At 64.0% G+C, this 26,920-nt stretch carries 25 protein-coding genes; 13 read left to right on the top strand and 12 right to left on the bottom strand.

The annotated features are described in order from the left end of the window. Positions 1-71: 71 nt before the first annotated feature. The 4 genes from AC5ZG5_RS35235 to AC5ZG5_RS35220 all read right to left on the bottom strand — a co-directional run bounded on the left by AC5ZG5_RS35235 (position 72) and on the right by AC5ZG5_RS35220 (position 5,640). Positions 72-1,244: a beta-propeller fold lactonase family protein gene (locus AC5ZG5_RS35235; protein ID WP_456643617.1), complete on the bottom strand. Its 1,173-nt coding sequence runs from the start codon at positions 1,242-1,244 to the stop codon at positions 72-74. A 195-nt stretch (positions 1,245-1,439) separates the two neighbouring features. Next, complete coding sequence (locus AC5ZG5_RS35230) at positions 1,440-2,447, bottom strand: Bug family tripartite tricarboxylate transporter substrate binding protein (protein WP_456643616.1); 1,008 nt, start codon at positions 2,445-2,447, stop codon at positions 1,440-1,442. A 163-nt stretch (positions 2,448-2,610) separates the two neighbouring features. Further along, positions 2,611-3,585, bottom strand: a complete 975-nt coding sequence (locus AC5ZG5_RS35225) for a TAXI family TRAP transporter solute-binding subunit (RefSeq protein WP_456643615.1) — start codon at positions 3,583-3,585, stop codon at positions 2,611-2,613. 15 nt (positions 3,586-3,600) lie between these two features. Further along, on the bottom strand, positions 3,601-5,640 hold the full coding sequence (locus AC5ZG5_RS35220) for a TRAP transporter permease (protein ID WP_130229696.1): 2,040 nt from the start codon (positions 5,638-5,640) through the stop codon (positions 3,601-3,603). A gap of 205 nt (positions 5,641-5,845) precedes the next feature. Between AC5ZG5_RS35220 and AC5ZG5_RS35215 the strand changes: the two genes are divergently transcribed. Continuing rightward, positions 5,846-6,649 (top strand): SDR family NAD(P)-dependent oxidoreductase, encoded by an 804-nt coding sequence (locus tag AC5ZG5_RS35215; RefSeq protein WP_456643614.1) that lies wholly within the window; start codon positions 5,846-5,848, stop codon positions 6,647-6,649. A 35-nt stretch (positions 6,650-6,684) separates the two neighbouring features. On the opposite strand, the gene AC5ZG5_RS35210 is transcribed toward AC5ZG5_RS35215, so the two are convergent. Beyond that, on the bottom strand, positions 6,685-8,229 hold the full coding sequence (locus AC5ZG5_RS35210; protein WP_456643613.1) for a cation:proton antiporter: 1,545 nt from the start codon (positions 8,227-8,229) through the stop codon (positions 6,685-6,687). A gap of 203 nt (positions 8,230-8,432) precedes the next feature. On the opposite strand from AC5ZG5_RS35210, the gene AC5ZG5_RS35205 reads away from it, so the two are divergent. From AC5ZG5_RS35205 to AC5ZG5_RS35180, 6 genes are all read left to right on the top strand, one after another. Continuing rightward, the gene (locus tag AC5ZG5_RS35205) at positions 8,433-9,146 is read left to right on the top strand and encodes a tetratricopeptide repeat protein (protein ID WP_456643612.1); all 714 of its coding nucleotides are present in this window, start codon (positions 8,433-8,435) and stop codon (positions 9,144-9,146) included. A 344-nt stretch (positions 9,147-9,490) separates the two neighbouring features. Next, positions 9,491-11,398, top strand: coding sequence for a propionyl-CoA synthetase (locus AC5ZG5_RS35200; protein WP_456643611.1), 1,908 nt, complete (start codon positions 9,491-9,493; stop codon positions 11,396-11,398). 138 nt (positions 11,399-11,536) lie between these two features. Beyond that, a complete protein-coding gene (locus AC5ZG5_RS35195; protein WP_028168247.1) occupies positions 11,537-11,806 on the top strand; it encodes a hypothetical protein in 270 nt (89 codons plus the stop codon). A gap of 16 nt (positions 11,807-11,822) precedes the next feature. Then, positions 11,823-12,029 (top strand): DUF6494 family protein, encoded by a 207-nt coding sequence (locus AC5ZG5_RS35190; protein WP_130229700.1) that lies wholly within the window; start codon positions 11,823-11,825, stop codon positions 12,027-12,029. Positions 12,030-12,272: 243 nt separating this feature from the next. Beyond that, positions 12,273-13,007, top strand: a complete 735-nt coding sequence (locus AC5ZG5_RS35185) for an OmpW/AlkL family protein (protein WP_165435552.1) — start codon at positions 12,273-12,275, stop codon at positions 13,005-13,007. A gap of 143 nt (positions 13,008-13,150) precedes the next feature. Next, positions 13,151-13,369 carry an alkylphosphonate utilization protein gene (locus tag AC5ZG5_RS35180; RefSeq protein WP_456643610.1) on the top strand — a complete coding sequence of 73 codons (219 nt, stop codon included), beginning with the start codon at positions 13,151-13,153 and terminating at the stop codon, positions 13,367-13,369. A 205-nt stretch (positions 13,370-13,574) separates the two neighbouring features. Here the strand turns inward: AC5ZG5_RS35180 and AC5ZG5_RS35175 are convergent, their stop codons facing one another. Continuing rightward, complete coding sequence (locus AC5ZG5_RS35175) at positions 13,575-14,270, bottom strand: DUF1013 domain-containing protein (protein ID WP_130229704.1); 696 nt, start codon at positions 14,268-14,270, stop codon at positions 13,575-13,577. Positions 14,271-14,486: 216 nt separating this feature from the next. Here AC5ZG5_RS35175 and ispH point away from each other — a divergent pair, with 216 nt between their 5' ends. From ispH to rnhA, 3 genes are read left to right on the top strand one after another with little or no spacing between them, the layout of a single operon-like run. After that, entirely contained in the window at positions 14,487-15,455 is a 969-nt protein-coding gene (ispH, locus tag AC5ZG5_RS35170) for a 4-hydroxy-3-methylbut-2-enyl diphosphate reductase (RefSeq protein ID WP_028168252.1), read from the top strand. Positions 15,456-15,461: 6 nt separating this feature from the next. Then, a complete protein-coding gene (locus AC5ZG5_RS35165; protein ID WP_456643609.1) occupies positions 15,462-16,442 on the top strand; it encodes a homoserine kinase in 981 nt (326 codons plus the stop codon). Beyond that, a complete protein-coding gene (gene rnhA / locus AC5ZG5_RS35160; protein ID WP_208828346.1) occupies positions 16,439-16,903 on the top strand; it encodes a ribonuclease HI in 465 nt (154 codons plus the stop codon). The genes AC5ZG5_RS35165 and rnhA overlap by 4 nt, the downstream gene beginning before the upstream one ends. Positions 16,904-17,334: 431 nt before the next feature. On the opposite strand, the gene AC5ZG5_RS35155 is transcribed toward rnhA, so the two are convergent. From AC5ZG5_RS35155 to AC5ZG5_RS35130, 6 genes are all read right to left on the bottom strand, one after another. After that, positions 17,335-17,820, bottom strand: coding sequence for a peroxiredoxin (locus AC5ZG5_RS35155; protein ID WP_028168672.1), 486 nt, complete (start codon positions 17,818-17,820; stop codon positions 17,335-17,337). Between the two features lie 108 nt (positions 17,821-17,928). Beyond that, positions 17,929-18,483, bottom strand: coding sequence for a DUF924 family protein (locus tag AC5ZG5_RS35150; protein WP_456643608.1), 555 nt, complete (start codon positions 18,481-18,483; stop codon positions 17,929-17,931). Between the two features lie 26 nt (positions 18,484-18,509). Then, entirely contained in the window at positions 18,510-20,198 is a 1,689-nt protein-coding gene (locus AC5ZG5_RS35145) for a long-chain fatty acid--CoA ligase (RefSeq protein ID WP_456643607.1), read from the bottom strand. Positions 20,199-20,336: 138 nt separating this feature from the next. Next, on the bottom strand, positions 20,337-21,797 hold the full coding sequence (locus tag AC5ZG5_RS35140) for a D-alanyl-D-alanine carboxypeptidase family protein (RefSeq protein ID WP_130229839.1): 1,461 nt from the start codon (positions 21,795-21,797) through the stop codon (positions 20,337-20,339). Positions 21,798-22,005: 208 nt separating this feature from the next. Further along, positions 22,006-23,784: a glucan ABC transporter ATP-binding protein/ permease gene (locus AC5ZG5_RS35135; RefSeq protein WP_456643606.1), complete on the bottom strand. Its 1,779-nt coding sequence runs from the start codon at positions 23,782-23,784 to the stop codon at positions 22,006-22,008. Between the two features lie 171 nt (positions 23,785-23,955). After that, positions 23,956-25,014 carry an ABC transporter substrate-binding protein gene (locus AC5ZG5_RS35130; RefSeq protein ID WP_456643605.1) on the bottom strand — a complete coding sequence of 353 codons (1,059 nt, stop codon included), beginning with the start codon at positions 25,012-25,014 and terminating at the stop codon, positions 23,956-23,958. A 240-nt stretch (positions 25,015-25,254) separates the two neighbouring features. Between AC5ZG5_RS35130 and AC5ZG5_RS35125 the strand changes: the two genes are divergently transcribed. The 3 genes from AC5ZG5_RS35125 (at position 25,255) to AC5ZG5_RS35115 (ending at position 26,837) form a co-directional block, all read left to right on the top strand. Then, positions 25,255-25,680 carry a hypothetical protein gene (locus AC5ZG5_RS35125; RefSeq protein WP_028168678.1) on the top strand — a complete coding sequence of 142 codons (426 nt, stop codon included), beginning with the start codon at positions 25,255-25,257 and terminating at the stop codon, positions 25,678-25,680. Between the two features lie 114 nt (positions 25,681-25,794). Then, positions 25,795-26,193, top strand: a complete 399-nt coding sequence (hisE, locus tag AC5ZG5_RS35120; protein WP_130229836.1) for a phosphoribosyl-ATP diphosphatase — start codon at positions 25,795-25,797, stop codon at positions 26,191-26,193. Between the two features lie 62 nt (positions 26,194-26,255). Beyond that, positions 26,256-26,837: a YqaA family protein gene (locus tag AC5ZG5_RS35115; RefSeq protein WP_130229835.1), complete on the top strand. Its 582-nt coding sequence runs from the start codon at positions 26,256-26,258 to the stop codon at positions 26,835-26,837. Positions 26,838-26,920: the final 83 nt, after the last annotated feature.

Here is a 26,920-nt window from a genome sequence, read left to right as displayed (position 1 = left end):
AAGGCTTCCTCCTAAAAGAAAGCCTTGAATCACGTTCCGTCTGATTTGAGAATCCCAAGAGTCCACACAGCCTAGTGCCCCATGCGCGCCGAAGCCGGGTGACCCGGCACCTTGAAGCGTTTTCCGGTGTCGCTAACCTTCCCACCATCGACTTTCAGGATCGAGAAATCCTGAGTCAGGTAATTTCCGGCCAGCAGGTACTTGCCGTCCGGCGTGAACACGACGGCTTCGGGCAAGCCACCGACCTCGATGTCTTGAGTCTTGGTCACCTTCTTGCCGTCGATCTTCAGCACCGTGAGGCTGCCGTCCTTGTGATAGTAGTACGCGTTCTTCATGTTGGAGCCGCGCAAAATGGCGGCGACAGCGAGATCTCCCTTCGGCGAAATCGCAAGGCCCTCGGGGCCGTCGCCGACCACCACACGATCGATGATGCGCGGCGGATTGGCTTCGAGATCGATCACGCTCGTGGTGTCGACGCTGCCGTCGGATGAGCCGGCGCCGCCATTGTCGGACGTCAGCGCGAGTTTGCCATTCGGCGTCACCGCGACATTGTACGGCCATTGGCCCGTCGGCAGATCGACCTTGTTGTAGGTGACCTTGTCTCCGGCAATATCGAGCACCGAGACCTTGTGCGCGGGGAAGCGGACAGCGAGCGCCCGCTTGCTGTCCGGCGTGAACGCCACATGGGCGACGCTGTCGGGCAACGCAATGGTGTCGGTGACCTTGACGTCGGTCCCATTGATCGAGAGCACGCTAACGGAATTGTCGCCGCGATTGGCGACCAGCGCCATCTTGCCGTCCGGACTGATGCTGAGCCCGGAGGGCTGCTTGCCGACGGTCACGGTTGCTGCCAGCTTCGGCGGCTCGGCCTTGAGATCGATGACATAGACCTTGTTGTCCGGCACCTGCTTCAGCGCATCGCCGTCCTTGGTCACATCGACCGAATCGGCGACGAGAGCGATCGAGCCGGTCGGGTCGATGTCGAGATTGACCGGCGGTCCCACCACCGAATTCTTCAGCGGCAGTGAGGCGACGGTCTTGGGATTTTCGGGATTGGCGAGGTCGAGGATGAGAACCTGGTCCTTGCCGGGCGCAGACAGGATCGGTTTTCCATCGTCATCCCATAACACCTTCTCGTCGAGCCCGACGATCATGAAAGGTTTCGCATGGGCAGGATTGAACGTGAGATTGCAGAGCAGGACTGCGGCTCCCAAAGATAGTCCGACGGCGCGGTAAGCAGGCATTGGCGTTTCTCCCGGTTGCGCCGGCCACTGGCGGGCCGGTTTCGCGCAGGGAAAATTAAGCAGGGAATACGATCCTTGCCAATGGCCGAACTGACGTGCGTGTTGGCGCTCGGTTCTATACGTCGTCTGGATCGGGTGACCGACGCGCCCCGTCGGCCGATGTCCCGGCCCTGCTATGGGAGAGTAATGCCGTCGTCACTCCGGCTGGATGCCCGCGAATTTGGCGACCTTGCCCCATTTCTCGGTCTCCGCCAGCACGTAAGCCTGCATGTCCTGGGCCGAACCGCCGACGGGGTCGGCGCCGAGCTTGCGCAGGCGTGCAATCCCGTCCTCGGTCTTGAGGAATTTGTCGACGCTCGCGTTGAGGCGGTCGATGATCTCCTTCGGCGTCTTCGCAGGAGCCGCGATCGTGAACCAGGAGGCGGCCTCATAGCCGGGCACGCCCGCCTCCGCGATCGTCGGAAGATCGGGCAGCAGCGGCCAGCGCTTGGAGGTGGACACCGCAAGCGGACGGATCTGTCCGGCTTCGGCGAAGGGCTGCGCGGCGGGGAGGTTGTCGATCATCAGATGCACGCGGCCGGCGATCAGGTCGGTCAATGCCGGCGCGCTGCCCTTGTAGGGCACATGCGTGATCTCGACGCCGGTCATCGAGCGGAACAGCTCGGTCGAGACATGCGCGGTGCTGCCGAGCCCAGGCGTGCCGTAGAACAATTCGCCACGCTTCGACTTGGCGTAGTCGATCAGTTCGGCGACCGACTTCACCGGCAGCGAATTGGTGACCGAGCAGAGATTGGGCACCCGCGCGATGATGATGACCGGCGCGATATCCTTCAGCGGATCGAACGGCATGTTCCTGAACACGAACGGATTGATCGCATGCGTGCCGGGCGTGCCCACGAGGAAGGTGTAACCGTCGGGATCGGCCTTGGCGACGGCGTCGGCCGCGATATTGCCGCCGGCGCCGGTCTTGTTCTCGACGATGAACTGTTGGCCGAATTCCTCGGAGACCTTGGCCGCGACCACGCGGGCCAGGATGTCGGTGGTGCCGCCGGCGGCAAACGGCACCAGGAGCTTGACCGGCCGCGTCGGCCATTCGGCGGCGCGCGCCAGCCGCGGCAGCATTGATGCGCCGGCAAGCGCGGCGGTGCCTCGCAGCAGCGAGCGGCGGCTAAGATTTGACGAAGCGACGGTCGAAGAAGGCATTTGGAGGTCCTTGAGCGATGCGGAAGGATAGGCGCCGAAAAATCGAGCGGCGCACGATGGCGCCGCTCGGCGGTGGTCAGGAATTGTGGTTGAGGCGTGTCATAGCGTTTTCGAGCGAAGTGGATACCGGTTCGCGTGAAGAAAACGCGTCAAAACAAAAGAGCTAGCCGCCGATGCCCTTTTCCTTGAAATACTTCAATGCGCCCGGATGGAACGGGATCGGGGAGCGATCCTGGCGCTGGTTGTCGAGCGAGAAGCTCTCGGCTTCCTTGTGCACGGCGACGATGTCGGCCTTCTTTTCCACCAGCGTCTTGACGATCGTGTAGGCATCGTCGTTGCTCATCTTGTCCCCGGTGACCACCAGGTTCCAGACTTCGGTGATGGAATTGTCCTTGTCGTAGCCCGGATACGAGCCTGCCTTGATCTTGCTGGCGGAGTAGAGCTTGCCGTATTTGGCATTCATCTTCTCGGCCAGGTCGCCATGATCGATCAGCTTCATCTTGACGCCGGGGGTCGCCGCGAGGTCGGTCACCGCCGCTGTCGGGATGCCCCCGACCCAGAAGAAGGCATCGATCTTGCCGTCCTTGATGGCGTTGACGGATTCGGCGACGCCGAGCCGCTCGCGCTTCATGTCCTTGTCCTTGTCGAGGCCGGCGGCTTCGATGACGCGGAATGCCATCACTTCGGTGGCGCTGCCGGGCGAACCTGTCGAAACGCGCTTGCCCTTGAAGTCCGCCATGGTCTGGATGCCGCTGCCCTCGACGGTCACCACATGCATGCGGTTCGGATAAACGACGAGGAGGGCCTGCAGCGGCACCTTGTTGTTCTTGAACTTGTCCTGGCCCTGCAGTGCGTCGAGCGCGGCATCGGCCATGGTGAAGCCCATTTCGCTCTGCCCGGTGCCGATCAGCTTGAGATTGTCGACCGAGCCGCCGGTGACCTCGGCGGTGGCCTGCACATTGGGAAGATTCTTCGAGAGCACGTTGGCGATAGCGCCGCCGAGCGGATAGTAGACGCCGCCGGTGCCGCCGGTGCCGATCGACATGATCTTCTGCTGCGCATGAACGATGCCGGCAAAAGCGAGACCGGCCGAGATCGTCACAGCCAGCATCGCCACGGTCTTTTTCAGTTTCTTCATCCTGTCACTCCCTCATTAAATCGTAAGCGCCGGTTCCTTCGGCGTCGGTGTTCTCGCCTGCCACAGCAGCACGCCGAGGCCTATGATCAGACCTGGCACGTAGGTGTAGCTGATATCGCGGCCGATCATCCATTCGACGATCGCCTCGATCAAACTCGGAAACACCAATAGCAATCCGGATAGCAGAAGCAGGCCGCGTTCGATCGGCGTAGTTTGTCGCAGTGCCCAGTTCTGGGCAAATGCGGCGAGCGCCAGCAGTCCGATGGTCGCCTTGAGCGTGATTTCGAGGATATCGACCCACGAGCCGCCCTTCGGGATCGCCAGCAGAAGGCCAACGCCCTGCGGGTCGAGCACGAACACGAACGGCACCAGGAAGGCCGGCAGCGTGTATTTCCACGATTGCAGCGTCGTGCGGTAGGGATCGCCTCCGGTGATGGCAGCAGCCGCGAACGGCGACAGCGCTGTCGGCGGCGACACCTCCGACAGCACGGCGTAATAGAAGATGAACATGTGCGCGGCGTAATCGGGCACGCCGAGCTTGATCAGCGCCGGCGCTGCGATCACGGCGCAGATGATGTAGGAGGCGGTCACCGGCACCGCGAGACCGATAATCCAGACGATCAGCGAAGTGTAGATCGCGGTCAGTAGTAAGCTGCCGCCGGCATAGCTGATCACGATCGACGAGAATTTCAGGCCGAGGCCCGTCAGCGTCACGATGCCGACGACGATGCCGGCGCATGCACAGGTGGTCGCGGCATTGAGCGCGCCGATCGAGCCGTCGGCCAGCGCCTTCACCAGCTTCGTGGGCACCAGCGCCGTTTCCTTCCGCAGGAAGCTCAACGCGAAGGTGACCACAACGGCGTAGAACACCGACAGTGACGGCGAATAGCCGATGATCATGAACACGACCACGGCGGCCAATGAGACGAAGTGAAAGCCGTAGCGCTTGGTCATCTGGCCGAGCGTCATCTCCGGCTTGAAGTTGACGTCCTTGGCGCCGAATTTGCGGGCATCCAGTTCGACCATGAACAGCAGCGACATGTAATAGAGGCAGGTCGGGATGGTCGCCATCCAGATCACGTCGAGATAGCTGATCTTGAGAAACTCGGCGATCAGGAACGCGGCCGCTCCCAGCACCGGCGGCGACAGGATCGCGCCGAGGCCACCGGCCGCCAGCAATCCGCCGGCGGCGTTTTTCTCAAAACCCGCTTTGGCCAGCATCGGATAGGCCACAGTGCCGATCATCACGGTGGTGGCAACGCCCGAACCCGAGGGGCCGCCGAGCAGGAACGAGGACAGCACGACCGTCCGTCCTGCGCTGTTCGGCTTGCCGCCCATCAGCGCCAGCGAGAAGTCGATGAAGAACTTCCCGGCGCCGGATTGCTGCAAGAATGCGCCGTAGATCGTGAACAGGATGATCAGGGTAGCCGACACATCGACGGCGACGCCGAAAATGCCTTCCAGCGTGATGAAGAGATGGCCGACCAGACGGGACAGGTCGTAGCCGCGGTGGGTCCACGGCGCCGGCAGATGCGGACCGAGCATCGCATAGGCGATGAAGAACAGCGACACCACGGGCATGATGGGTCCGGTGGTGCGCCGCGTCGCCTCGAGCAGCAGCACGATGAAGACAATGCCGACGATGACATCCAGGTGGTCGGGCGTGGTGGCGCGGTCGGTGAAATCCTCGCCGCCCCACAGCGCATAGACGATGGTTGCGACCGCAACGATGCCCGGCACGATGTCCCACCAGCGGACGCGGTTGCGAAACCGCGTGGCGAGCGGAAACAAGAGGAAGCTCAGCACCAGCGTGAAGGCGACATGGGTATAGCGGAGTTCCTGGGTCGGAACGATCGCGTAGGCCGCATAGAGGTGGAACAGGCTCATGACCACCGCGATCGTGGTCGAAATGCGTCCTGCCCATCCCATCAGGCGGTTGGTCGCGCCTTCCTCGGCCTCTACGAAGGTTTCCGCTTTCTGCAGCGCCTCCTCGGAGATGGCGACGACTTCGTCATTGGACGACGATTTGCCTGACGGTCGGCCTTCTGTGGTCATGCTTCCCCCAGTACGCTCTCTCTACCCGGCTGGACGGCCGGGTCTTGGGCGGCGCATTCATGCTGGTTTGGGGCAAACGTTGCAAGGGGCATCGCGCCTGCGACTTTCGGATGATGCATGCGGAGTGTGCATCGGGCACATCAGCCGGACTGGGTTGACCGCGGGCGCCTGGCTGCAATACGAACACTAACAAGGGGAGAAGCCAATGGATCGGCTCAAGGGCAAAATCGCGATGGTGGTCGGCGCCGGCTCGATCGGGCCGGGCTGGGGCAACGGTAAGGCGACCGCCGTCACCTTTGCGCGCGAGGGTGCCAGCGTGTTCTGCGTCGACCGTAACGCGGCCGCCGCGGAAGAGACGGCCGGCATCATCACCGGCGAGGGCGGCAAGGCGGCAGCGTTCACCGCGGACGTCTCACGTGCGGCCGACGTCGAGGCGATGGTCGCCGCATGCCTGAAGACGTATGGCCGCATCGACGTGCTCGACAACAATGTCGGCATCGCCGAGATGGGCAACGTGGTCGAGGTGAGCGAGGCGGAATGGGACCGCGTGTTCGCCGTCAACCTCAAGAGCGCCTATCTTGCCATGAAGCACGTGATCCCGGTGATGCAGAAGCAGGGCGGCGGCTCGATCATCAACATCTCCTCGATCGCCTCGATCCGCCATCTCGGCATCTCCTACGTCACCTATGCCACCACGAAGGCGGCGATGAACCAGATGACGCGCACCAGCGCGGTGCAGTTCGCGCGCGACCATGTGCGGGTGAACGCGATCCTGCCCGGTCTGATGAAGACGCCGATGGTGGCGCATTCCGCCGGCCTCGCCGCCAGCTATTCCGCGGGCGACGTGGAAGCGATGTGGCGCGCCCGCGACGCGCAGGTGCCGATGGGCCACATGGGCGACGCCTGGGACGTCGCCAACGCTGCCTTGTTCCTGGCTTCGGATGAATCGAAATACGTCACCGGCATTGAGCTCGTCGTCGACGGCGGCGTGACGCTGAAGGTGAGCTAATTGTCGTCCCGGCTCAAGGCCGGGACGACGCAAGATCACGCCTCCGCGCTCAATTCGGCACGGTCGAGCTCTTCCTCGACCAGATGAAATGCGTCGTCGCCGATCTCCTCGGAGTCGCGCAGCGTCAAGAGCGATTGCCGGGCGGCGCTGATCGCGCGGCGCCTTAAGGGATCGGCGGGAAGCTCGCTCGATGTGACGCCGCCGCTCGGATCGGTCTCGGCGCGCATCAGAAGCGCGCGGTATTCCAGCCTGAGGATCTCGGCCTCCTCGGACGGATCGCCGTCGATCTCCTCCAGCGCGGCGCGAAAGGCCGTGGCGCGTGCGCGCGCCGCCTCGGCCGTCACCGGATCGTCGTCCTTCAGACGCAGCGCCAGGATCAAAGGCCGCAAGGTCAAGCCCTGGATCACCAGCGTTCCAAACACCACCGAAAAGGCGGTCAGCAGGATCAAGTCGCGATACGGGAAATCCTCCGGCAATGCAAAGGCGGCCGCCAGCGTGACGATGCCGCGCATGCCGCACCAGGAAACGACGAAGCCGCTCTTGATTGTCGGCGGCGGCGCCGTGCGCGAGGGGTGGAATAGCCCCCATGCCACCAGTCGCCGAAAGACGGCGCCATAGCTCATCACCCAGGCGATGCGCGCGAGAATCACGGCCGCCAGCACGCTCGCGGCAAAGATGCAGTATTCCATGCGCACGTAGGCGTCGAGCCCGGCCCAGATCGGCTTGAGCTGCATCCCGATGAACATGAAGGCGAGCACGTTGAGCACGAATACCACGGTCTCCCACACCGCATAGGACGGGACACGCAGCCGCGCCGGAGTTCGCGCCGGTGCGGTGCGGGCCAGCGTGATGGCGAAGACCACGACGGTAAGAATGCCGGAAAGGCCGATCCGCTCGGCGATGATCCAGATCATGAACGTGCCGCCGAACTGGGTGATGATCGCGCTCGGCGCGTAGCTGATCCGTTGCGTCAGCAGCGCCGAAATCCTCGCGAAGAGAAAGCCGGCGAGCAGGCTGCCGACGAGCGCCCATGCTACCGCGGGCGCGAATTCGTGCAGCTTCGCATGCTCGATCGCCACGGCGCCCACGGCGATGCGATAAATCAGCAGCGCGCTGGCGTCATTGAGCAGGCTCTCGCCTTCGAGGATTTTCAGGAGCCGATAGGGCAGCTTGACCTGGCGCAGGATTGCGACTGCGGCAGCGGCATCCGGTGGTGCCACGATGGCGCCAAGCGCGATCGCCGCGGCCCATGGCATGTCCGGCTTGAACCAGTGCGTCACCAGCGTGACGGCGGCGGTGGTGGTTCCTACCGCCGCCAGCACCAGCATCGTGACCGGCAGCCAGTTGTTGCGGAGGTCTCGCAGCGAGGTGTCGAACGCTGCATCCACCAGCACAGGCGCCACGAACAGCGCCAGCGCGAGGCTGGGTTCCAATGTCCAGGATGGCCCCGACGGCAGGAAGGTCAGGAGCACGCCGCCGATCGCAAGAAAGGTCGGATAGGGCACGTTGATACGTCGCGCCACCGCCGACAGCGGAATGGCGACGAGCAGCAGGACGATGATCCATTCGAAGGTTGACACGCGTCAAATTCCCGTTGGCAGACGTCGGCTAATCTAGCATCAGTTTGCGAGCCCATGAGCAAGAGCGAAATCGCGACAAATCTCCCGCTGTGCGGAGTATGCGTCGTTTGCTACCATCGGGCCGAGATCAAGAATTCCTTCCGGACCAATCGATGCAACCGTGGCTCTTCATCCGACGCGCTCTCGTCGCGTCGAGCCTTTGCATGGCGCTTGCGCAGCATGCATTCGCAACCGGCGTAGAGCCGCTCAAGGATGTGCAGGCCGATCCTGCGCCATGCCTCACTGCTGCTGGTGCTGACGATAACGACAAGGCCGTCGAACTCTGCACGGCGCTGATTGACAATGAAAACACCGTCAAGGCCGATCGCGTCAAGGCGCTGATCGCGCGTGGTGAGGCCTATGCCCGCAAGGACATGGTCGACCGCGCGATCTCCGACTACGACGCGGTGCTGAGGCTGGATCCGACGCTTGCCGATAGCTTCAATGCGCGCGGCGAGCTCTGGCGCAAGAAGGGCGACCGGCCCAAGGCGCTCGCTGATTTCGGCGCGGCGATCAAGCTGAACCCGGATCACGCCGCGGCGCGCGCGAACTACAAGTCGTTGGCGCTCGAATTGGAGCGCCTGGGCGCGCTGATGGCCGTTGCCGGCAAGCCGAGTTTCAATTGTGCCAAGGCGCACCGCGCGGTGGAGAAGGTCATCTGCGGCAATCCGGAACTCGCCGATCTCGATCGCGAGATCTTTGCGGCGAATGCCAGGGCGATCCGCGAGGCGGAGAATCCGCGTGCCGCCCGCGCCCTGCAGCGCGAGCAGGACGAATTCATCGCCCGCCGCAACGCCCAGTTCGGCCGTCCCGGCTACGACCTGCAGAAGGCGATGAAGCAGCGCCTCCAGAAGCTGAACGGGGTTGACGGGTATTAGCTCTCTTTCACCTCTCCCATAGGGAGAGGTCGATTTGCGCCAGCAAATCGGGTGAGGGGTTACGCTCTCTCGTGGGACCTGAACCCCTCACCCGGCGCTGCGCGCCGACCTCTCCCTGCGGGAGAGGTGGGAGGTCGCGAACGCGCTTTGTGCACGAACGGCAGCGCTCTTTTCGGCTTGAATCATGACCGCTCTCCGTGACAATGCGGTCAAAGACGATGAACTAGCCGCTTGCGTCATGCCCGGCCTTGTGCCGGGCATCCACGTCCTTCCCGGCGAGGAAGCAACGCGTGGACGGCCGGGACGAGCCCGGCCATGACGGGGAGAAGGACCGGGAGGACGCCATGAATATTCACGACAGCCGCTATCACGAGGTCTATGCACGTTCGCTGGCTGATCCCGAGGGCTTCTGGAGCGAGGCGGCGCGGGAGATCGATTGGATCGAGCCCGCGAAGAAGATTTTCGATCCCTCGCTTGGCGCTTATGGACGCTGGTTCACCGGCGCCGTCGTCAACACCTGCTACAACGCGCTCGATCGCCATGTCCTGGGCGGTCGCGCCGAGCAGGTCGCACTGATCCACGATTCCCCGCTCACCGGCAGCGTGACGAAATTCACCTATGCCGAGCTTCTGAAGGAAGTGCAGACGCTCGCCGCGGTCATGCAGGATTTCGGCGTGACCAAGGGCGACCGCGTCATCCTCTATATGCCGATGGTGCCGGAAGCGGTGGTGGCGATGCTGGCCTGCGCGCGGATCGGCGCGGTGCACAGCGTGGTGTTCGGCGGCTTTGCGGCAAAGGAGCTGGCCAGCCGCATCGATGATGCCAAGCCGAAGCTGATCTTTTCGGCAAGTTGCGGAATCGAGCCCGGCCGCATCGTGCAGTACAAGCCGCTGCTTGACGAGGCGATCAAGCTTGCCAGCGCCAAGCCGCAAGGCTGCATCATCCTGCAGCGCCCGCAGCATGGTTGCGAGCTCACTGCGGGCCGCGATCACGACTGGGCCCGTCTGCGCCGCGCCGCGCTCGATGCCGGCAAGGCCGCGCCTTGCGTCCCGGTGCTCGCGACCGATCCGCTCTACATCCTCTACACCTCGGGCACGACGGGAATCCCGAAGGGCGTCGTGCGCGACAATGGCGGGCACCTGGTCGCGCTGAAATGGTCGATGTTCAACCTCTATGGCGTCAGGCCGGGCGAGGTCTGGTGGTGCGGCTCCGACATCGGCTGGGTGGTCGGCCACAGCTATATCGTTTACGGCCCACTGTTCCATGGCGCGACCTCGGTCATGTATGAAGGCAAGCCGGTCGGCACACCCGATGCCGGTGCGTTCTGGCGGGTCATCTCCGAGCACAAGGCGGTTGCGTTCTTCACGGCGCCGACCGCCTTCCGCGCCATCCGCAAGGAGGATCCGGAAGGCAAGTTCATCCGGCAATACGATCTCGCAAACTTCCGCACGCTCTTCCTCGCCGGCGAGCGCGCCGATCCGCCGACGGTGGAATGGGCGGAAGCACAATTGAAGGTGCCGGTGGTCGACCATTGGTGGCAGACCGAGACCGGCTGGTGCATTGCCGGCAATCCGGTGGGCCTCGGCATGCTGCCGGTCAAGCACGGCTCGCCGACGGTACCGATGCCGGGCTATCAGGTCGATGTGGTCGATGAGGCCGCAAGGCCAGTGCCCGCAGGCACTATGGGCTCGATCGTGGTCAAGCTGCCGATGCCGCCCGCCTGCCTGCCGACGCTGTGGCAGCAGGACGAGCGCTTCAAGGAAGCCTATCTCTCCGAATTCCCCGGCTACTACAAGACCTCGGATGCCGGCTACAAGGATGAGGACGGCTATGTCTGGGTGATGGGCCGCACCGACGACATCATCAATGTCGCCGGCCACCGGCTCTCCACCGGCGGCATGGAAGAGATTTTGGCGTCGCATCCCGATGTCGCCGAATGCGCCGTGCTCGGCATCAATGATGCGATCAAGGGCGAAGTGCCCTGCGGCCTCCTGGTGCTGAAGGCCGGCGTCAGCCGTCCGCCGGCCGAGATCGAGAAGGAAATCGTAGCGCTGGTGCGCGAAAAGCTCGGCCCCGTGGCCGCCTTCAAGCTCGCGATCACCGTGGGCCGCCTGCCGAAGACGCGCTCCGGAAAGATCCTCCGAGGCACCATCAAGAAGATCGCCGACGGCGAAAGCTGGACCATGCCGGCCACGATCGAGGACCCCAAGGTACTTGACGAGATCGGCGACGCGCTGAAGGGAAGGGTGTGACGGTTGGATCGTCATGACGGGCTTGACCCGGGCATCCATCAAGATCAGAGAAGCCGCCATCTTTTCGATGGATTGCCGGGTCATCCCCGATCGGGTCGGGGACGGGCGCCCGGCAATGACGAAAGAGGGAACCCACCTATGCGACGTTACTTCGCTCGAGCCCATATCGCGCTGTTCCTGCTCGCCCCGCTGCTCGCCGGCTGCCTCGAGCATAGATCGGCGCCGCTGGCCGACGCTGCGGGCGATGACGACGCGTTCTGCCGCGCCAACAATGTCCAGCAGGGTTCGCCCGAATATGTCGCCTGCCGCAAGGACCGCGACGTCCAGCGGCAGAACGCTGAAGCGAGGACCGACCGCCGGCAGCGCAATCTCGCCGAAGACATGCTCAACAATCCGGTGAGGCCATGAGCCAAGGAGGACCGTCATGAACGAAGACGTCTTCAACGAAAGCCTGCGCCGATTCCTGAAGCGCGTCGGCATCACCTCCCAGCGCGAGATCGAAAAGGCCGTACGCGACGGCATCGACGCCGGCCGTCTCAAAGGCAACGAGAAGCTGACCGCAAAAATGACGCTGACGATCGACGCTGTCGGACTCAAGCACGAGGTGACGGAAGACATCGCGCTCGGATAGTGCTTCGCGAATCTCCGTTGTCATGCCCGCGAAGTATGACGAGAGCGGCAGCGCGTTACCGCTACGGCTGAATCGCATCGGTGTTTGCCGTGATACTTTTGCAACGGTGTGACTCAATCACGCCATGTCTCGTCTGATTTGATCCGCATCAAATCCTTCACCGCCCCGCTTCTGGTCTGAGAGAGGCAACGCGCGACTTTCCGCGCGGACTTGGCGATGGAAGACTTGGCGATGGGGAATTTGATGAGGACAAGAACGATTTTGACGGCGTCGCTGCTCGCGGTTGCGGCGGCGTTCGGTGGGGCTGCCATGTCGGCGCAGGCTGCGGATCTGGCGCCGGTCTACAAGGCGAAAGCGCCGCCGCCGGTGGAGACCTTCAACCCCTGGATGATCCGTCTGCGCGCGCTCGGCGTGTTGCCGGATGCGGGCGGCAGCTCGGTTAACGTCTTCGGCGTTCCGGGCTTGTCGTCACCGAATTCGGGGCTCTCGATCAGCGACCAGGTCATCCCGGAGCTCGACATCACCTATTTCTTCACCGAGAACTTGGCGGCCGAACTCATCCTTGGCGCGACCAGGCATCACATCAGCGGTACCGGGGCGCTCAACGGGCTCGACATCGGTAAGGCCTGGCTGTTGCCGCCGACGCTGACCCTGCAATATCACTTCACCGGGCTCGGCGCGTTCAAGCCGTACATCGGTGCCGGTATCAACTACACCGTGTTCTTCAACCAGTCCGCGGCCAACACGCCGGTCGGCGGCCTCGCGGTGACGGATCTGCACATCAGCAACCAGGTCGGCGCCGCGGTCCAGTTCGGCTTCGACTACATGCTCGACCGCCACTGGGGCCTCAACGTCGACGTGAAGAAGCTGTGGCTGCGGCCGGATTACTCGGCAACCGTCAACAATGCAATTCCAGTCACCGGGCGCGCCAATATCGATCCGTGGCTGGTGGGCGGCGGCGTCGTCTACAAGTTCTGACGCCGCGGGGGGCGGCGGCGCCGGGAGCCGGGCTCCGGCGCCGCCAGCCGCCTTGATGCTGAGCCCGCATGTGATGACGGACGAAATCGAATTGCGCTAAGAGAGAGTGTTCTCATCTCAGCGCGCGTCGCGGAAAGCATCACATGGACATCAAGGTTAGGGATTCAAACGGCGCGCTGCTCGGCGAAGGCGACAGCGTCACGCTGATCAAGGACCTGAGGCTGAAAGGCTCGTCCACGGTCTTGAAGCGCGGCACGGTGATCAAGAACATCCACCTCACCGATAACGAGGACGAGATCGAAGGCCGCACCGACAAGGTCAAGGGCCTGGTCCTGCGCACGGAGTTCCTGAAGAAGGCGTGAGGCCGATCCGCCGTCAATCACCCGCGAAAGCGGGTGATCCAGTATTCCAGAGACGTCAATCGTCGGACCGATAAGCTGCGGCGTACTGGATACCCCGCACTCGCGGGGCATGATGGTTGAGGGCGCTCGCTGCATCGCCTCAAACAAAAACGCGACGGGTTATCCCGCCGCGTTCGCATCTCCGATGGCTCGAAGTGGAGGAGACTTACTCCTCCTCGTCCGCCTTCTTGCCGCCGATCGTCTTCAGCTTGGCGAACACGGCGTCGACGTTGAGGTCGTCGCTCGTCTTCTCGGCAGGCTCGAACTCCGGCTCCTTCCGCGTGGTTTCGGAGGCGGGCAGCAGCGTGGCGCCACCATAGGTGGCGGTGGCGGGCTTCTCCTTGGCGGCGCGCTGCACCTCGAAATCGAGCTCGATCTGCGAGCACAGGCCGAGCGTCACCGGGTCCATCGGGGTCAGCGTCGAGGTATTCCAGTGGGTGCGGTCGCGGACGCTCGCGATCGTGGTCTTGGTGGTTCCGACCAGCCGCATGATCTGGGCGTCCTTCAGTTCGGGATGGTTGCGGACCAGCCACAGGATCGCGCTCGGCCGCTCATGGCGGCGCGACACCGGGGTGTAGCGCGGGCCCTTGCGCTTGGCGGCGGCCGGCAGCACCACCTTGCTCTCGCCGAGCCTGAGGCGATAGTTGGGGTCCCTTTCGCCCCTTTCGATCTCGTCGCGGCTCAATTGGCCGGTCGAGATCGGATCCATGCCCTTGATGCCCTGGGCGGCGTCGCCGTCGGCGATGGCGCGGACCTCGAGCGGGTGCATCTTGGTGAAATCGGCGACCTGGTCGAAGGTCAGCGCGGTATTATCGAGTAGCCAGACGGCGGTCGCCTTGGGCATCAGAGGTGCGTTGCTCATGGCAAATCTCCTTTGTGCTTCGCCCACCTCTTTGGAGGCGAAACCGGGGGGTCATCAGCGATGACGGGAATTAAGCCCTATATAATCCTTCGGGTACCGGTGGCGCAATGGTTCTGCTAGAGTGCCTTGACACCGCCGGAAACCGAGCCCAAGTCCTACCCCAACTGACCGTTCCCTGCCCGCCGGCAAGGGGTGATTCGGTCGCGAGATCGCTCCATGCCAGCCAAACCTGACCTGAGAATCGTGCTTTGTTCGCCACGCGGCTTTTGTGCCGGGGTGGTCCGGGCCATCGACACCGTGGAACGGGCGCTGACGATCTACGGCGCCCCGGTTTATGTCCGGCACGAGATCGTCCACAACAAATACGTCGTGGACGGCCTGAAGAAGAAGGGCGCGATTTTCGTCGAGGAACTGGCCGAAATCCCCGAAAATACCACCGCGCCGGTGGTTTTTTCCGCCCATGGGGTTCCGAAATCGGTTCCGGCGGATGCTCAGGCGCGCCATTTGTTCTCGCTGGACGCCACCTGTCCGCTGGTCACCAAGGTGCACCGGGAAGCGGCCATCCATTTCAAGCGGGGGCGGGAGATCCTCCTGATCGGGCATTCCCACCACCCGGAGGTGGTCGGCACACTCGGCCAGTTGCCGCCGGGCGCCGTGACCCTGATCGAGACCGCGGAGGACGCCAAGACCTTCACCCCGAAGGATCCCAACAACCTCGCCTTTGTGACCCAGACCACGCTGTCGATCGACGATACCGCCGAGATCGTCGCGCTGCTCAAGGAGCGCTTCCCGAACGTCAACGGGCCGCACAAGGAAGACATCTGCTACGCCACCACCAACCGCCAGCTCGCGGTGAAGAAGGTGGCTCCGGTGGTCGATGCGCTGATCGTGGTCGGCGCGCCGAACTCCTCCAACTCGCAGCGCCTGCGCGAGGTCGCCGAGCGCGAGGGCTGCCCGATCGCGGTGCTGGCGCAGCGTGCCAGCGATATCGATTGGGCGCGATTTGAGGGCATCAGCAGCCTCGGCATCACGGCCGGCGCCTCCGCGCCGGAAGTGATAGTAGAAGAGATCATGGACGCGTTCGCCGAGCGCTTTGAATTGCATGTCGAGACCGTGTCGGCGGCGGAAGAAAACGAGTTCTTTCCGCTGCCGCGCTCGCTGCGTCCCGAAGCCGCCGCCGAGTAGTCTTTTATGGCGGTCTACACCGACGTCGCCGCCGAAGAGCTAGCGGAATTCCTCAAGGGTTACGACATCGGCGATCTCCTCTCCTATAAGGGGATCGCCGAGGGCGTCGAAAATTCCAACTTCCTGCTGCACACGAGCCGCGGCTCGTTCATCCTGACGCTGTACGAAAAGCGCGTGGCGGAGGATGATCTTCCGTATTTCCTGTCGCTGATGGCGCATCTGGCCGAGCGCGGCGTGAGCTGCCCGCAGCCGGCGCGAAACCGCAACGGCGAGGTCTATAGCCGGCTTGCGGGGCGGCCGGCGGCGATCATCAATTTCCTCGAAGGCATGTGGCCGCGGCGGCCGACTGTCGGGCACTGCGGAGCGGTCGGCGAGGCGCTGGCGAAAATGCATCTTGCCGGGCTCGATTTTCCGATGTTCCGGAAGAACCCGCTCTCGGTCGCCGGCTGGCGGCCGCTGTTCGATCTCGCCAGCGCGCGCGCCGACAGCGTGCAGGCGGGCCTGCGCGATTTCGTCGAGCGCGAGCTCGGCTATCTCGAGGCGAACTGGCCGGCCGGTCTGCCGGTCGGCGTCATTCATGCCGATCTGTTTCCGGACAACGTGTTCTTCCTCGGCGACAGGCTGTCCGGCCTGATCGACTTCCCGTTCTCCTGCAACGACATCCTGGCCTATGACGTGGCGATCTGCCTCAATGCCTGGTGCTTCGAGCCGGACCATTCCTTCAACGCGACCAAGGCGCGCGCGCTGCTCAATGCGTACGGCCGGGCGCGGCCGCTGTCGGAAGGAGAGCAGGCGGCGCTGCCGCTGCTTGCGCGCGGCGCCGCGCTGCGCTTCCTGCTGACGCGCCTGGTCGATTTCCTCAACGTGCCGGCGGGTGCGCTGGTGAAGCCCAAGGACCCGCTGGAATACGCGCGGAAGCTGCGCTTCCACCAGAGCGTGAAGACGCTGCGCGACTACGGCGTGACGCAGGCAGGGTGCGTGGCGTGAGCGAAAAGCCGCATGTGACTGTTTTCACCGACGGCGCCTGCTCCGGCAATCCCGGTCCGGGCGGCTGGGGCGCGATCCTGAAATTCGGCGACGTCGAGAAGGAATTGAAGGGCGGCGAGGCCCATACCACCAACAACCGCATGGAATTGATGGCGGCGATTTCGGCGCTGGAGGCGCTGAAGAAGCCCTGCGTGGTCGATCTCACCACCGACAGCCAATATGTCCGCCAGGGCATCACAGGCTGGATCTTCGGCTGGAAGAAGAACGGCTGGCGCACCGCCGACAAGAAGCCGGTGAAGAACGTCGAGCTATGGCAGCGGCTCGATGCCGCGCTGAAGCCGCACGAGGTGCGCTGGCACTGGATCAAGGGCCACGCCGGCCACGCCGAAAACGAGCGCGCCGACCAGCTCGCCCGCGAAGGCGTCGCCATGGCGCGGCTCAAGGAGAGAGTGGGGCAGTAGCGCGCAATTTTGCCGCATTCGTCATGGCCGGGCTCGTCCCGGCCATCCACGGGTCGCTGCGCGTTCGGAAGCAAAGACGTGGATGCCCGGGACAAGCCCGGGCATGACGGCGTTCCGTAGCCTCAGCTCGTCATTGCGGGGAGCCTAGAGCGCGATGTCATTTGGTTGAATCGGCTTGACCGCAAGTTCACCTCTCCCGAAGGGAGAGGTCGCGCCGGAGGCGCGGGTGAGGGGTTACGGTCCCTCGATAGAGCAAATCCCCTCACCCGGCGCTACGCGCCGACCTCTCCCTATGGGAGAGGTGAGAAGAGGCAGCGCCCATGGGAACACAATTCGACCTTATCTCATCACGCTCTAGCGACGAAGCAATCCATGTCTCCGCAAGTGGTGAGGTGGATTGCTTCGCTTTGCTCGCAATGACGCGGTAAAGCTTACAGCTGCGCCAGCAGCGTGTCGCCGCCGGAGACCTCGACCTTGCCGGGGGCCGGTTCGAGGTTGAGCTTCTTCACCACGCCATCCTCGACCAGCATCGAATAGCGCTTGGAGCGGATGCCAAGGCCATTGCCGGAGGCGTCGAGCTCCATGCCGATCGCCTTGGTGAAATCGGCGTTGCCGTCGGCGAGGAACAGCGCCTCGTCGCGCTGGTCGGTGTCCCGCTTCCAGGCGTTCATGACGAAGGCATCGTTGACCGAGACGATCGCGATGGTGTCGACGCCCTTGTCCTTGATGGCGTAGGCGTTGAGGAAGATGCTCGGCAGATGCATCTTGTGGCAGGTGCCGGTGTAGGCGCCGGGCACGGCGAACAGCGCCACCTTCTTGCCCTTGAAGACATCATCTGTTGTCCGCACCTGCGGACCTTCCTCGGTCATCACGCGAAACTTGGCATCCGGCAGCTTGCCGCCAACTTGGATCGTCATCGTCCAGTCTCCCTGAATGAGCTGATGTTTTGTAGACCGTGCAGCTTGCCGGCACAATATTCGTGGGGCTCAAAACCGCAACGGGCGCGCGCCTTCACCGTTCCGTCATCATCCGGAAAATCCGCCCTGATCCAGGAAGGCCTGCTCATCGGGCGTGGTCGCGCGCCCCAGGATGCGGTTGCGGTGAGGGAAACGGCCGAACCGCCGGATGATATCGGCGTGCCCCTCCGCATATTCGAGCTGCTCCGTATTGCCGATGTTGCGGAACAGTTCGATGCAGCGCATCTGGTCAGGCAGATGCTCCGAATGCATGAAGGGCATGTAGAGGAATTCGAGCAGGTCGGGATCGATCCGCGCATCCACGCCTCGGCTGATGGCCCGATGCGCCACCTCGCGCGCCAGCGCATCGCTCGAATAGGTCAGGGCATTGCCGCGGAACATGTTGCGGGGAAACTGGTCGAGCACAATGACGAGCGCCAGCGCGCCGTCATCGCTCATCTCCCACGATGACAACTCGCCGCCCGCCGCCTTCCGCCACAGCTCGAGATAGCGGTCGCGTATTTCCGCATCGAACACATCGTCGCGCGCGTACCAGCGATTGGGGCCGGCCGCGCGCCAAAGCGCCAGGATTTCGCCCGGCGTGATGTCGGGAGCGTCAATCATGGTCCGAACGTCCGCTCCCGCGCGATTCACGCCGCAGCCGCCGGCTTCTTCTCGTCACGCAATTCGCGGCGCAGGATCTTGCCGACATTGGTCTTCGGCAGCTCGGTCCTGAACTCGATCTGCTTCGGCACCTTGTAGTTGGTGAGCTGGGTGCTGCAGAACTTGATGATCTCCTCGGCGGTAAGACTCGGGTCCTTGCGGACGATGAACGCTTTCACTGCCTCACTGGTCTTGGCGTCGGTCACGCCGATCACGGCGCATTCGAGCACGCCCGGATGGCTCGCGATCACTTCCTCGATCTCGTTCGGATAGACGTTGAAGCCGGAGACCAGGATCATGTCCTTCTTGCGGTCGACGATCTTGGTGTAGCCGTTCTCGTCCATCACCCCGATGTCGCCGGTGCGGAAATAGCCGTCCGCGGTCATCACTCGCGCGGTCTCGTCCGGCCGGTTCCAGTAGCCTGACATCACCTGCGGGCCCTTGGCGCAGATCTCGCCGGCCTGTCCGAGCGGCAGTTCATTGCCGTCATCGTCGCGGATCGAGAGATAGGTCGAAGGCACGGGCAAGCCGATCGAGCCGGAGAACTTGTCGGTGTCGGCGGGGTTGCAGGTCAGCGTCGGCGAGGTCTCGGACAGGCCGTAGCCTTCCGACAGCGCGCAGCCGGTCACCGCCAGCCATTTCTCGGCCACCGGCTTTTGCGTGGCCATGCCGCCGCCGAAGGAGGTCTTCAGCTTGGAGAAGTCGAGCTTGTCGAAGCCGGGCGTGTTCAACAAGCCGTTGTAGAGCGTGTTGACCGCGGGGAAGCTGTTGATCTGATATTTCGCGAGCTCCTTGACGAAGCCGGGCAGGTCGCGCGGGTTCGGGATCAGGAGGTTGACGCCGCCGGCGCGCACCGCCAGCAGATAGCAGGCGGTCAGCGCGAAGATGTGGTAGAGCGGCAGCGCGCAGACGATGAAGAGCTGGTCGACATGCGGCGGCTTCTTGATCGCCGGCTGCAGCCAGGCGTCATTCTGCAACACATTGGCGACGATGTTGCGGTGGAGCAGGGTGGCTCCCTTGGAGACGCCGGTGGTGCCGCCGGTATATTGCAGGAAGGCGACGTCGTCGGGCGTGATCCTGGGCCGGTTGAGCTTCATGCCACGGCCCGCAGCGACAGCGGCATTGAACGGGACGGCGCGCGGGATCGAGAACGGCGGCACCATCTTCTTCACCCGGCGCACCACCAGATTGACGATCACGCCCTTGAAGCCGAGCAGGTCGCCCATGCTGCCGACGATGACGTGCTTGACAGACGTCTTGCCCAGCACTTGCTGCACGGTGCTGGCGAAATTCTCCAGAACGATGATGGCTTCCGCGCCGGAATCCTTGAGCTGGTGCTCGAGCTCGCGCGGGGTGTAGAGCGGGTTGACGTTCACGACAGCGTATCCCGCGCGCAGCACGGCGGCGGTCGAGATCGGATATTGCAGCACGTTCGGCATCATCAGCGCGACGCGCGCGCCCTTTTGCAGGCCGAGGCTCTGCAAGTATGCGCCGAGCGCGGTCGACATCTCGTCGAGCTCGCGATAGGTGATCGCCTTGTCCATGCAGATGAAGGCCTTGCGGTCGGCGAACTTCGCAAAGCTTTCCTCGAGCAGCTCAACCAGCGATGAGTATTGCGTGACGTCGATGTCGGCGGGCACGCCGGCCGGGTAATGCTTGAGCCAGATGCGCTCCATGGAAATCCCCTCTCTCCTCGTCCCCGGACGTTGGCCCGGACTGCCTTCTTTTGGGCAGTATTGGGCTAGCCGGCAGCCGATGGCAAGCCGCCCGCGCCCGTTCGACGCATCTGCAGATCGGGGGATGTTGCGGCGCGGTTAACTGGCCGGCTTGCTGCTGTCGTTCTTCGGCTTGGCCGCCGCCTTCGGCTTCGCCGGCTTGGCGGCTGGCTTATCACCCGCGGTGGCAGCGGGCTTCTCCGAAGGCTTTGCGGCAGCGCCATTCGACTTGGCGCTGGCATGCCGCACAGCGGCAGGTTTCGCCGCTGGCTTGGCCTCCGGCTTAGCGGCTTGCTTGGTGTCCGCTTTGGCCTGCTTTGCAGCCGGCTTGGCGTCGGACTTAGCGTCCGACTTGGCGTCGGCAGAAGCGTCGGGCTTCTTGGCCGCGACATGCGCCTTCTTCTTGTGTGGCTTTGGCGTGTCCTTCTCGGTGTCCGCCGCAACCGCGGCGATCAGCGCCGCACCCGTCCGCGTTGGGCCGGTATAGACCACGACCGGCTCGGACGCCTCCGCAGGCTGCGCCAGCAAGTCAGCCGGCTTGAACAGCGGCGGTGGCAGGGCGGCGGCGAAGAAGGTCGCGCCGGTCTCACCGCTGCTGCTGCTTGTGCTGCTGGCGACAGTGTCCTCATCCTCGTCGCTCGCCGGCCGCTTGCGCTTGGGGCCGCACATCTCGTCGCGCAGGTTCGGCGGCGTGGCATCGATCGGCGCCAGATTCTCCACCGTGCCGAGCGAGGGCTTGAGCCAGGACAGGCCGTTATTGGCAAAGCCGCGATCGAGCAGCTGCGCCGCGCGCACCGCGCGCATCCGGCCCGACGAGGCGCCGAGCACCACTGCGATCAGCCGCTTGCCGTCGCGCGTCGCCGACGCCACGAGGTTGTAGCCGGAGGCACAGATGAAGCCGGTCTTGAAGCCGTCAGCGCCGGGATAGCGGCCGATCAGGCGGTTGAAGTTCTGCGTGACCCGTCGGCCGAAGCGGATCGAGGGGATGTGCACGAAATATTCGTATTCCGGGAGATCACGGATGATGGCGCGGGCGAGGATCGCAAGGTCGCGCGCCGAGGTGATCTGACCGTCCGCCGGCAGTCCGTTCGGATTGACGTAGCTCGTCTGCACCATGCCGAGCTTCTGCGCGGTCTCGTTCATCATCGCGGAGAAGCCGTCGATCGATCCGCCGACGCCTTCGGCGAGCACGACCGCCATGTCGTTGGCCGACTTCACCAGCATCATCTTCAGCGCATTGTCGACGGTGACCTGCGTGCCCGGGCGGAAGCCCATCTTCGACGGCGATTGCGAGGCGGCCGTCGGCGACACCGTCAGCAGCGTGTCGAGCGAGATGCGGCCGTCCTTCACCGCCTTCAGCGTCACATAGGCGGTCATCAGCTTGGTGACCGATGCCGGATACCAGGGCATGGTCGCGTTGTCGGCCTGCAGCACCTTTCCACTATCGGCTTCCACCACCAGCAGCGCCTCGGCGTTGGTCGCGCGCGGCGCGAGAGCGAGAGCCGCGGCGGCGACGAAGAGGAGAAGCGATCGGCGAAGCAGCGGGCGAAGAAGGTGCACTATCCTGGTCCGGTTCTGATTGAAGACCCGCCTTGAACAAGGTGGGCTTTCAGATGTGACGTTCCGGTTTCAAGCGTGTCCGGCGCCGGCCAATTTTGCGGCGATGCAAACCCTATACCGGGCCGCCTTTCGAGAACAGAGGCCGGCCGACTTAATCGTGGACGAAATCGGCCGAATTTCGACAATTCCGCGACCGGCGGACTGCGGCCTATTCCGCCTGCAGGCTCGCTCGCGCGTTCTCCTGGACCATGAACTGGGCCCGCGCCAGATCGGCAAAACGGCCGCCTTTTGCGACGAGTTCATCGAAAGTTCCGCTTTCGATCACCCTGCCATTGTCGAACATCAGGATGCGGGTGGCGTGGCGGATGGTGGAGAGGCGATGCGCGATCACGAAGGTGGTACGGCCTTTCATCACTTCATCGAGAGCGGCGTTGACCTTGGCCTCGGTGACGGCGTCGAGCGCGCTGGTCGCCTCGTCCAGGATCAGGATCGGCGGATCCTTCAGAAGCGCGCGGGCGATCGACAAGCGCTGCCGCTCGCCGCCTGACAGCATGCGGCCGCGCTCGCCGGCATGGGTATCAAAACCCTTCTCGCTACGCTCGATGAATTCCAGCGCCTGCGCCCGGGCTGCTGCCGTGCGAAGTTCCTCGTCGGTGGCATCAGGCTTGCCGACGCGCAGGTTCTCGGCAAGCGAGCGGTTGAACAATAGCGCCTCCTGGAACACCACGCCGATGTTCCTTCGCAGCGCAGTCAGCTTCAGCGCGCGGATGTCCATGCCGTCGATCTTGATGATGCCCGACTGCGGGTCGAAGGCGCGGTGCAGCAGCGCGATCGCGGTCGACTTGCCGGCGCCGGTCGAGCCGACCAGCGCGATGGTCTGGCCGGGCAGCGCGGTGAAGGTCAAATCCTCCACTGCCGGCCGCTTGCCGTCATAGGAGAAGGAGACATCGTTGAATTCGATGAGGCCCGACAGCCGGCCCGCATCCATCGCGCCGGGACGGTCGCGCACCGCCGGCACCGCGTCGAGCACGTCGAAGAATTCCTTCAAGCGCGGCGCTTCCATGAACACGTTGTTGATGAAGCTCACCACCTGCTCGAGCTTCTGGATCAGCATGGTCGCGAAGGAGACGAACATCACGATCTCGCCGACCGAGGTCAGCCCCTGCTGGTTCAGCACGATGCCGACCGTGAAGATCGCAAGCACGGTGATGGTGGTGGAGGCGCGCGTGATCACGGTCACCAGCGCCCACCACGACAACACGGGCATTTGTGCGGCGAGCAGCTTGTCGGCGACGAAGCGCAGGCCCTGCACCTCCGAGTCGATGCGCACGAAGCTCTGCACCAGCGCGACATTGCCGAGCGCGTCAGAGGCGCGCGCGGAGAGATCGCTGTAGTGCTCCTCGACCTCGCTCTGCATGCCGTAGGTCTTGCGCACCACCAGCGTCGTCAGCACGGTGAAGACGACACAGAGCGCGAACAGCAGGATCGCAAGCCGCCAGTTGATGTAGAGCGACAGCGGCAACAGCACGACCAGCGACAGGATTGCGGCGAAATGCTCGCGGAAGAAGCCGAGCCAGAGCCGCCACAGCGCGTCCGTGCCGTTCAGCATCACCTTCATCAGCCGTCCCGAATGGGTGCCGGTGTGGAAGGTCAGCGGCAGTTGCAGGATGTGCTCGAAATAATCGGTCAGAACTGCCTGCCGCTGGCGATGCGCGAGCCGGTCGGCATGCAGCGCCACGATGGCGCTACACCCGATTGTGAACAGGCCGAACGCGACCCAGGCCGCGAGCAGCGGCCATGGCGACGTGGATGCGAGCAGCCCGGTGACCGGCTTGCCCGAGAGTACGTCGACGATCTTGCCGAACAGCACCGGCTCGGCGAATTGCGCGCAGGCGAGCAGGAGATTGGCGCCGGCCAGGATCCAGCCGAGCCGCGCCTCCTTGCCGAGCAATTCGAGCACGCGAACATAAAGACGAAGCAGCGACATGCCGCCATTGTAATCCGGGATCGCGGGCGAGAACCAGAGCGCGATGGTTTTTTGGGCTCTTTCTCCACGTCATTGCGAGCGCAGCGAAGCAATCCATATCTCCGCTTGCGGAGGCGTGGATTGCTTCGTCGCTGTCGCTCCTCGCAATGACGGGCGCGGCGATATTCTTGCTCAATTCACCACGCGCGCGTCGGCCGGCGGCAGGAACGCGTCATCGAAAATATCCGCCGCGGTCGGCCGCTTCTGGAATTTGAAATCCTCCGCGATCTGGTCGATCGACCGCTCGAACCTGACCGTATCGATGCCGCCGAGGCCGTGCTGCTTCACTTCCGCGGTGAGGATGTTGTCGCCGATGATGGCGCGCAGCCGCTCGGATTCCAGTTCGCGCGAGCCGGCGTCCATGCGGCTTACCACCTCGGTCACCGCGCGGCCCGGGTCCTTGATCGCAAGATGTGTTCCCGTGATCGCCGCCCGCACAAAGCCCTTCACGGCCTCGGGCTTGGCGGCTGCCAAATTCGGGTTGACGATCAGCGCGGCGCCATAGGCCTCGCAGCCGTAATCTGCGAAGCGCAGCACCGCAAGATCGTCCGCCGGCACGCCGCGATCGCGCAGGTTGATCGCCGACAGATAGGAGAAGCCGGTGACCGCGTCGACCTGTCCGGCCGACAGCATCGGCTCGCGGACCGCGGCGCTGATGCTGCTCTGCTTCACGCTTGCCGGCTTGATGCCGTTCTGCCTGGCGACCGCAGGCCACAGCCGGATCGAGAGATCGCCCTCGGCGACGCCGAGATTCTTGCCCTCGATGTCGGAGAGGGCGCGAATGCCGCGGCTCCTGCGCGCGATGATGGCGTAGGGCGCGTGGTTGAACAGGACGAAGATCGCTTTGACCGGGGCCGCGCCCTGCCGGTCGCGCGCGCGGATCAGCGTGTTGATGTCGACCAGCGCGAAATCGCTCATCCCCGCGCCGACGCGCGCGATCGCGTCCTGCGATCCGCTGACGATGTTGGTGGTGACCGCAAGTCCCTCCGCACCGAACGATCCGCCGACGGCTGCCATCACGAAGGGCGACGCCGCCGCGTCGATCGGGCGGTCGAGCGTAAGCTGGATCGTGATCGGCTGCTTGGCGGCGCCTGCGCTCTGCGCGCGGCTTGCGCGAGGGCACAGGCTGGCGCCGAGGCCGATCGCAAGGCCCAGGAAGTCGCGGCGGGTGGAAGTTGAGGTTACGCGCATGATGACGTCAGGAGACGCGAGACAATCTGTCGCGCTGGGGTGTGTCTGTTTCGTGACGCCGAACGCGCGTTTTCGCCCGTTCAGCGGTGCCATTCTGCCGCTTCTAACCTGAATGCTTGATGACTGCCACGATTTCGCCAGGGATCGTTCAGCCTGCGTTTGGTTTGGGGAACTTAGGATCGCACCCGTGGTTGGCTGTGAGTGGCCCGACGGGCCGAGCTTCCACGGAGGACTACTCAGATGTTTGCGCGAAAAGGTGTGTTTTCATCGATCGGCCGCGGAGCCGCGCTGGCCACGGTCGCGGCGGTCGCGCTGACGGCGGTCGAGCCGTCGATGGCCTATGCGGGCTCGGCCCCGAAGGCCAAGGAGGTCACGGCGCAGACCGGCACCAGTGACGTCACCGATATCAGCGCGCGCCGGCGATACTATCGCGGTGGCGGTGGTGGCGCGGCTGCTGCGGCCGCCTTTGCCGGCATCGTTGGCGCGGGGCTTGCGATCGCCGCCGCCCAGAACCGCCGTGATTACTATGATTCCTACGGCTACTATGGTGGCGGCCCGGTCTATTACGGTGGTCCGGCCTACTATGGCGGCGGTCCGTATTATTACGGCGGCGGCTATGGCCGCGGCGTGCCGTATTATCGCGGTCACCCGATCGCGAGCTGGTAAACGTAATCTTGATCGCAACGACATCCACCGGCCGCCCGCGCGGCCGGTGGATTTTTTTGCGTGTCATGGTTGCCCGTTAACACGCTGGCCAGAGGTTTGAATTAGGCTTGAGAAATGAGTGATTCGGTCGAACGGCTCTATCGGGCGGTTCTCGCGGCCCGGCATCTCGATCCGGCGACGTCGCGCACCGCCCGGCTGTTTCAGCGCGGGCCGTCAAAGATGGCCAAGAAGCTGGCCGAGGAAGCGATCGAGGTCGTGATCGACGCCCTCAGCGGCAAGACCGACGCGGTGGTGCGCGAGAGCGCCGACCTTCTCTATAATCTGACTGTTTTGTGGGCAGCCGCCGGCGTCAAGCCGGAGGATGTCTGGAAAGAGATGGAACGGCGCGAACATCTGCTCGGAATCGCCGAAAAACTGCCGAAGACTGGCGCCAGACTGGCCAAGCCGTCGGCCGAGCCGGTCGTGCGGCGGCGAATTGTCGCGCTCGAAAGCAGCCTGCGGAAGCGGCGCTGACCCGCCAACAATCCTCTTTTGCCGGCATGGACAAATGCGCTCCATGATGGTTGATCGCGCCCATGCTGAAACGGATCTACGACTGGTGCATCGACGCCGCCGACAAGCCCTACGCGCTTTGGATTCTCGCGGCGGTCGCCTTCGCTGAAAGCTCATTCTTCCCGGTTCCGCCCGACATCATGCTGCTGCCGATGTCGCTGGCGCAGCCGAGGCGCGCGTGGTGGTTTGCCACCGTCTGCACGATCGCGTCGGTCGCCGGCGGCGTGCTCGGCTACGCCATCGGCGCGCTGCTCTATGACTCGGTCGGCCATTGGCTGATCACCATCTACGGCCTCGGCGACAAGGTCGACGCCTTCCGCGCCTCCTATGCCGAATGGGGCGCGGTGATCATCCTGCTCAAGGGCCTGACCCCGATCCCCTACAAGCTCGTCACCATCACCTCGGGCTTTGCCGGCTATAACATCTGGCTGTTCATCCTGTGCTCGATCGTCGCGCGCGGCGGCCGCTTCTTCATTGTCGCGGTCCTGCTCAACCGCTACGGCGATTTCATCCGCAAGGAATTGGAGAAGCGGCTGGGCTTCTACGTCGCGCTCGGCGCAATCGTGCTGGTGTTCGGCTTCTACATCGCCTTCAAGCTGGTTTGATCCTGCGCGACAAACCGGTGCTCTAACCCCTCATGGTTAGGAGGCGCGTAAGCGCCGTCTCCGGACGATGCGTCGCATCGCTT

This window comes from Bradyrhizobium sp. Ses1 (genome assembly GCF_059512365.1).
Note: the sequence above shows the minus strand (reverse complement) of the source record. Positions and strands in the feature narration are given on the sequence as shown.